Origin of the sequence: uncultured Gimesia sp. (assembly GCF_937919775.1) — a bacterium.
GTDB lineage: Bacteria > Planctomycetota > Planctomycetia > Planctomycetales > Planctomycetaceae > Gimesia.
Window position 1 is genome coordinate 1 of record NZ_CALFPF010000139.1, and the last position, 7,875, is coordinate 7,875.

Annotated in this window: 3 protein-coding genes; all 3 read right to left on the reverse strand. The window is 51.3% G+C overall.

Annotation, left to right across the window (positions count from 1 at the left end; genetic code table 11):
* Positions 1-30: 30 nt before the first annotated feature.
* Entirely contained in the window at positions 31-1,311 is a 1,281-nt protein-coding gene (locus Q0294_RS03785; protein ID WP_299461080.1) for a glucuronate isomerase, read from the reverse strand.
* Between the two features lie 191 nt (positions 1,312-1,502).
* Positions 1,503-4,796 carry a c-type cytochrome domain-containing protein gene (locus tag Q0294_RS03790; protein WP_299461082.1) on the reverse strand — a complete coding sequence of 1,098 codons (3,294 nt, stop codon included), beginning with the start codon at positions 4,794-4,796 and terminating at the stop codon, positions 1,503-1,505.
* Between the two features lie 92 nt (positions 4,797-4,888).
* Positions 4,889-7,690: a PPC domain-containing protein gene (locus Q0294_RS03795; protein ID WP_299461084.1), complete on the reverse strand. Its 2,802-nt coding sequence runs from the start codon at positions 7,688-7,690 to the stop codon at positions 4,889-4,891.
* Positions 7,691-7,875 lie beyond the last annotated feature (185 nt).

Genomic DNA, 7,875 nt, shown 5'->3' on the forward strand with positions numbered 1-7,875 from the left:
GAATGCTATTTTAAAGCGCTAGCCGCTCGATTAACAACCAAAAATAGTCTCAACATTGCCGCGCAGAACCAGTTTTCCAAGCTCAATCGCACGTTGTTCAGACCAGTTACGGCTGATTACAAAATCGCTGGCCAGAACACTCGCCAACACACGACGATACATGCGGAACTTGGGTAATGCAAACTCCAACTTGTACATATCGCTGTAATAACCAATCTGCTTTGTTTTGGGTACCGCTTCCAGCCGGCTTTTGCAGTCGAAAGTGATAAAGGCCGGCGTATTCGAATACCACCAGTGTCCATTGATCACTACATTGGGAAAGATCCAGCTGTAACTGACCAGTTCCTGATTGCTGGTACTCGTCAATACGGAAACGGGAAACGTCACATTGGGAAAGGCATTGAACAGTTCTTTATATTGAATCAGCGAGGTGCGTTTGTCGTACAGATCCTGCCCCTGATAAACGCCCGCTTCATACACCCGCCGATTGACGCCGATCATCAGATCGAAGGGGAGTTGATGTTCGGCACAGAATTCCGCCAGCGTCCAGAAGACAAACTGACTGACAGTCCGCGCTTCTCCACAGCTCAATTCGTTTCCTGCATAAAGTGATCTTACAACCGAATCAACTTCGTTTGCAGAAACGGGAGCAGGAGAAAAATCGGGCGGCAATGAAATCGCACAGGCCCGCGCGCCTCTGGAAGTGAAATGCGCAAATAGCTTACCGATGGCTTCCTTTAACGTGCTCGCACACCCGATATCCACCTGCGCGGCTTTGGCCAGACGTTCCCGCGTTTCACTTTTCGCCAGGTGAAAAACCAGATCGTCGGTGCGGAGGCAGGGAATGTAAAGTTTCGTGTCGAAGCCTTCCAGCGGGTCATCGAAATCGTTGGTCAGAAAGACCTTTTCGAGACCACTCTGCTTTAAGACCTGCTGCTCCCAGTCTGGTTGTGCCATTTTCTCAGCAGCCGTGTCATAAAGTTTCTCCCAGTTGGAGGCGGTGATGGCTTCGTCCTGGAACCCGAAAAACTCGCTGCAGATATCCAGCAGCCAACTGACCTGAATCGTATTATCTAAGTCTCCCAACTGAGTGACCAGCCGCCCGACTTTCTCTTTGGGTCCAATGCCGGGCTCTTCAATTAACTCCTTGGCTAATCCCGCCGAGTGCGCTAATTCGGTGTAATAATGATAGCCCATGATGTCTGCCAATGTGGTGGAAGCGGCAGAATGAGGGTTGATATGCGTATGAGGGTCGATCAGAACGAGACTCTCTAATTCCGCGAAAATACGTTTACTTAGCTGTTCAGACATGGTGAGATGGTTCCTGCTGCTTTCAGATAATATTCAAGTATGTCTGCGAATATAATCAGTCAGCCGGAACAGTGCAATCAGGTGATGAATTCCCGCAGAACTCATCAAATAAAATGCATAAAAAAGCGACTCTGCGTCAAATGTCGCAGAGTCGCTCGAAGGCGTTCAGCTCGTCTTAGTATTTGATCCGCTTATTTTGCGGCGTTGGCCTGCTGATTTTGCGGCGCAGCTGGCGGATTGAAGCTGTTCAGGAGCGCGCCGGTTTTTGCATCCCAGACTCTCAAAATACCGTCTTCTCCCCCGGCGATCACGATCGCTTCATCCCGGCTGCCGGCCACACTATAAACGTAGTCAGTGGAACCAGCCAGATTTCGGAAATTAGAACCATTGGTTGTCAGGTGCATGCGAACGGTTTTATCTCCGCCACCGCTGATAATATTATCACCGAGTCCAAGATAGGCAATTGACGTCACCTGTTTTGTATATCCGGCAATCGTCCGAATCTGTTCGCCGGTTTCAATGTTCCAGACTTTAATAACATTGTCCGCACCCGAACTGACGATCGTCGATTCATCTGCTTTCCAGGCGACATCCAGTACGTGATGTGTGTGCCCTTCGAACGACTTGACAAATTTGCCCGTCGCCACGTCGAAGATTTTCACAAACTTATCGGCGGCACCGCTGAGTAATGATTTTCCTGTAGGCGAAAATCGGAGCCCCAGCACCGTATCGCTGTGAGCATTTTCGAATGTTCGAACCACTTTTCCTGTCGCGACATCCCACAGCATGATTTCACCACTGCGGGAAGGATCTCCGCCTCCGACAGCCAGTAATTTGCCATCAGGACTGAAATCCAGGCAGAGTGCCCGATTGGAAATGGGGGAAGCACCGACCTTCATCGGATCTGTCGCATCCGCGCCCAATTGAGCGATCAGCGACCAGACCGGTTGAATACTTTGAATCAATACCGTTTTATCGGCACTGCCGGAAACAACAGCCGTTGCTGACAGGTATGCTACGGATGACACTGCCGCAGTATGACCAGCCAACGTATCCAGCTCTTTTCCTGTAGCCACATTCCAGAGGCGAACTTTCTGACTGTCATCACCGGTTACAACCTGCTTGCCATCTTCAGAGAAGGCCACAGCCTTGATCGGCGTCAGGACGGCTGCCTGTTTTTTCGCTTCCTCTAAAGCGGCATCGACCTTCTTGGCAGTTTCATCCAGAGCGGTTTTCTCTGTGGTGCGTTCTGTCAGTTGTCCTTTAATTTTTGTCAGAGTCCCTTCAGCCACTTTGACCGAACGTTCGGAAGAGACCACTTTTTTCTCTGCAGCCACAACGGCGTCTGCCAGTTTTTTCGATTCGGCTTCGGCATCAGCAACTTTCTTGTCGGCGGCTTTCGTATCCGGCTTGGAAGCAGCCAGCTTGGCTGCCGCATCTACCGCAGCCGTGGCTTTGGGTACTGCCTGTTTTGCAGTCTGAACGGCTACCGTTGCCTGTTTTTCTTCATCGACTTTTTTCTGTTTGGCATCTGCCAGTTTTTTCTGAGTGGCATCAAAGGCGGCCTGTGCTTTCGCTACCGCATCTTTCTTCTTCTGCTCACCCTCTTTATCTGCCGGGTCTGGCTTGATCGCATTCGCATCATCCAGAGCTTTCTTCGCAACAGGCACTTCTTTCTCAGCAGCGGTAATCGCTGCCTGATTCTGCTCGTTCACCTGCTTTAACTTGGCATCCGCGTCTGCGACTGCTTTGTCGGCGGCCGCTTTTTGTGCATTGGCTGCTGCGACGGCATCATCGCCTTTTTTCTTATGATCGGCCAACAGCTTTGCCAGCTCATCTTTGGCTGTTTGCAATTTCTTGGCAGACTCGTCTGCTTTTTTCTTTTCTTCAGGTACTGCCTTTTTCGCAGCTTCTAATTCTTCGCCTCGTTTTTTTAATTCCGCTTCGCGATCTTTCACATTCTTATCAGCGGCTTTCTGAGCGGCATCCGCCAGAGCCACTTTTTGTTTTGTGACCGTTTGAGTTTCTGTCGCCAGGACCATTTGACGTTCCGTGCTCAGGTCGCCACGGAATTCCTTGAGCATCTTGCCATCGCTTAACTGCCAGATCTTTCCGGTTCCATTCACAGAAACCGAAACCAGATTCTTGGCGTCAGGGCTGACATCGACATCGCTCACGGGAGCCCCATGATTGATTGCCCGGATTTCCTTTTTCGCATTCAAATCCCAAACCCGCACGGTGCCATCTTCACTGCCGGAAACCAGTTGTGTTCCTGCAGGCATGACCAGTTTAACCGAGGAAATCGGCTTGGCATGTCCTTTGAGTTCGAACAGTGCGACGGGAATTTCCGGTGCCGTTTCGCCTTCTTTAGGAGCTGGAATCGTCAGCGGCCAGACATAAACGATGTTGTTCGCACCGCCGGCGATGACCTGAGTTCCGTCTTTACTGACAGTCAGGCTGTTGAGGACAGCGGGGGTTTTCATTGTCGAAATCTGCTTTCCATCGGCGGCATTCCAGACGCGCAGGCTCAGGTCGGCAGAGGAGGTAACCACTTTGGTCTTATCAGGCGTGAATGCCAGTCCTTTAATTTCACCGGCGTGCCCTTTCAATTCCACTAACTTCTGACCTTCCGGCAATTTCCAGAGAGACGCGGAATTGTCGGCTGTGGAGACAGCCAGCACACTTCGGTCTGCATTCAGCGTGAACCCGGTGACTGCTGCGGGAAGATCGATCTTTTTGATATCACTGCCCAATGATTTCTTCCAGAGTTTAACGACCCGATAACCGCCGGAAGCCAACAGGCTTCCATCGGGATTGAAAGCCAGCGAATGGACAAAATCTCGATGAGCAGCGCCGAGCGGATAAAATGGTTTTCCGTCCTTTTGCAATTTGACCAGCGCAGGATCGTTTAATGTTCCGGCTTCGGTTCCAGAGGCCAGATCATAGATGGCAATCCGATTCGCACGGCCGACGGCGGCATAACGAGCCCAGGGAGACAGTGCCGTACTGTAAATCGAGTTTAGACCGGGTGGCAGTGACTGCCAGGCAATGCCCGAATCTGTAGACTTGCCGCTGGACTTGGCGCCTTCAATAATCCACTGACGCAGAATGCCGACCTGCTCGGGGGTTAAGGCTTTGGCACCCACCTTGTTTGGCAGCGGGGGCATAAAACTTTCTTCCATGCGGGCTGCGACTTTATAGAGATAACTTTCATCCGGTTTACCAGGCACGACCGAAGCACCGCTGTCGCCGCCTTTGATCAGAGCTTCGACATTTTCCAGAACGAGCGCCCCTTCTTTTTTGGCGACGTTGTGGCAGGCGATACAATTGGCGTCCAGAATCGGAAATACATCCTTCTCGAAACTGACAGGACGCCCCAACTCTACTTTCGCAGGTGGGATCGGTTTTTCCTCAGCCGCTGCAAAGCGTCCCGCGATCAGGACGACCGCTAACATCACACATAATTCAGTAAACCGGTTCCGCATAACGTGCCCCTCTGTTATCACTGTTTGAACAGCTGAAAAAAACAACCAACTGTTATCGTTTAAAATCTGAAATATTTCTGATTGCGTTTAAACTATTTTGTCACTTTTAACTTAATCGCCGCATCCACCAGAGCTTCCCCCTGGAAGTCGGCTTTGGCCCGCACCACCATATGTGCCAGATCGCCTTCAGTGGCTTCTGCACTGGCTTTAATTGGAAACGTCGCTTCTGTTTTATCTGCGGGAATCTGTACGGTATCCGCGGTGACGCCTGTCACACCGGGTGGCAGCGGCAATGTTAATTCAACCGGCCCTTTAAAATCATTGAGTCGTTTGATCGTCGCTTTGACTTCAATCGCAGCCCCCTGCTTCAGCGCCCCACCACCGGGTACCGCTAAGGTCAACGTGACCGGTGCCGGAGTGACACGAATCACCAGTGGCGTCGAGGGAGCATACACTTTCACCGGCTTGGCGGCAGTCGCTTTTTCCGCTGCAGCCACTTTCGCATCTGCTGCCTTTTTCGCCGCATCCGCCGCCTTCACGCGATCTGTGGCTGCTTTAAGATCCTGCTCAGCTTTGGCCTGATCCGTTTTCTTCTGCTCTGGTGTTTTATCTGTGGCTTTGGCAATTTCGTCGCGTGCCTTAGTGGCCGCAGCAACAGCCGCCTGCGCTTCCGTCAATTTCGTTGCCAACTCAGCCTGTTCCTTTTTGGCTTCATCAACGAGAGCCGGATTACGGCGGTAAGAGACATCCACGGTCGATTGCAGATATGTCGTATACACGCCAGGTTTCGCATTGCTATTGACGAAGAGCTGAAACAGTTCGTCCTGCTTGCCTTTCGCGATGGTCTTGTTCTCGCTGGTGATATTGCTGTTCTTAGGAATGCCGTTCCAGACCAATGCCACTGCATTATCAAAGCCGGTTCGCTTGACGACTTTGACGGGAACCAGAATCTGCCGCCCCTGATTCACTTTCACTTCCGCCACATCAGTCACCACCTGATAAGGGGCCACTTCGTCGATCACTGATAAATTCAGGGAACGGGCAATCCGGGACTCCGCACGAATATTAACCGCTACCGGTCGTAAAACAGTCGCAGCACGGGCAACCCGTTCCAGTTTCTGAGCATCAGGCCCCGCTACATGACCGACAATTTCAATCTGGCCCGACCACGCTTTCGCAGATTCCTCCGCCTGAAGAATCATCTCAGCCGTATTGTCGCCGGCACCGATACTGGCCGCTTTGCAGGAAACCCCTTCAGGCAAGCCTTTCACCGACAGATCAATGGTTTCATTGAATCCATCCTGACGTAACGCCATCACAGAGATCTTGCAGCAATCTCCTTTTCGCAAGGCGATTGCTGCAGGGGCGCCGCCTGTATTCACTGCCTGTGGATACAGGGGTAATGCAACGAGACGATAATCAGGCTTGGGTTGACGGATCACCGCGCGGTAAACCATACGAGGATTGCCGCGTGTCTCAAACTGAAGATCACGCAGCGTTACCCGATATTCACCGTCAGCGGGCACCGTAAACAGGTAGTAAGGGTCATCCGTGCGAGTGTCAAATAATTTGCCGCCCAGGTCCGGAAACACACTGGTTGCTCCCACACTGGCGAGCTGCTTGAATGTTTCTTTTCCCTCTTTGTCTTTGATGACCTGATCAACGACAATCACCGGGTCCATCACGATTCCATTTCGCTGCCCATAAACTTCGATCGAATATTTTTCTGTTGCCTTGCCGGCAAAACGAAAAGAATCAACATCATTTTTCGCTTCAAATTGACCAACAAATTCTCCCGGAGAAGTGAGTGTCTCTTCGACGTTCTGTTCATCCCGTACGATTTTGCCTTCCGCAAAGAAGAGGGTTACAGGATTGGAACTTCCGGCCTGTGTTTCCCAGACATAGGAAAATCCGTCCGCGCTGACTTCGTGGGGGAAACCCTGTTCTCCCATTTCCAGTGACGTTGGTTTGGCAGGGAGTGCGATTTGAACTTGAACTTCCTGCAGCGACTCATCGCCGATACTTAAATCCGAGACTTTTCCGCCCGGCAGGTTATAGCCGTATAATGTAAAATTCGAAGTGGTTCCCGGCGCTCCGGAAGGGGGCATAATGAATTCGATGTGTGGTTTGTGATGAACACTCAACCGATAAATATCCTGCGCCCCACCCGAATAAGTCAGATCATGAACTTTGACCAGATAGGTTCCGTCTTGAGGCAGCGTGAGATTGATATAGGGATCGTTTCGAAATGTATCACGTTCGCTGACCAGCCGTTTCTGATCGGGGCCATAGAGTTCGACAATCGCGACGATGGGCGAATCAATGCGGGCCGCGCGACAGTCAATGGAAACCTTGTCTCCCTTCTTGCCGGGAAAAGAGAAGTAATCTACGTCGGTTGCCCCTCCCAGAGCGGCATTCACGACTGAATTCATTTCGAGTGGCGTCGCCTGCGTCTGCTGATTATTCGGCTCTGCCTCTGTTTTTTCCGGTTGATCACCGACCACAAATGAGCGGGGGTTACTGAGTCCGTACAGGCCGTGTGCTCTGACGTCGTAAATCCCCGCGGGCACGTCTTTCCCGATGGTGACGACGAATGTATTTGCAACCGGCGTCTGCTTGCCGCTACTGTCCTGCATTTTGGGAACAGCGGTAATTCCCGGATGACTGAACCACAGGGCATCGAGCTCATCCAGATCTTTGCCGTCGGCGACACGCAGTTCAACGGTCTGTCCTTTTTGACCTCCTGATGGGGAGACAGCATACACAACCGTTTGAGGTAACTGTGCCTCTACGATTGAAATGCCCGTCAGAAAGTAGGAACCGATTCCTGCAGCGAGTAAACAGACAACCTTCGCAAAAAAACGACGTTGATCAAAAAATCGCGTATGCGTCATAGTACTGCTACCAATTTTCTGGATGGAAGTTTCTGGGAGGAATTCAGGAGGGAACCTGCGGGCAAGCCCGGTTCTCAACAAGAGAACCGGGAGCCACAGGTTAACTTAAGTTTATTGTAAAAAAGCTGACAACCATTGTCTAAACCTAAAATAGCTGCCAGCTTGAATTTCAGAGACTTTTATCA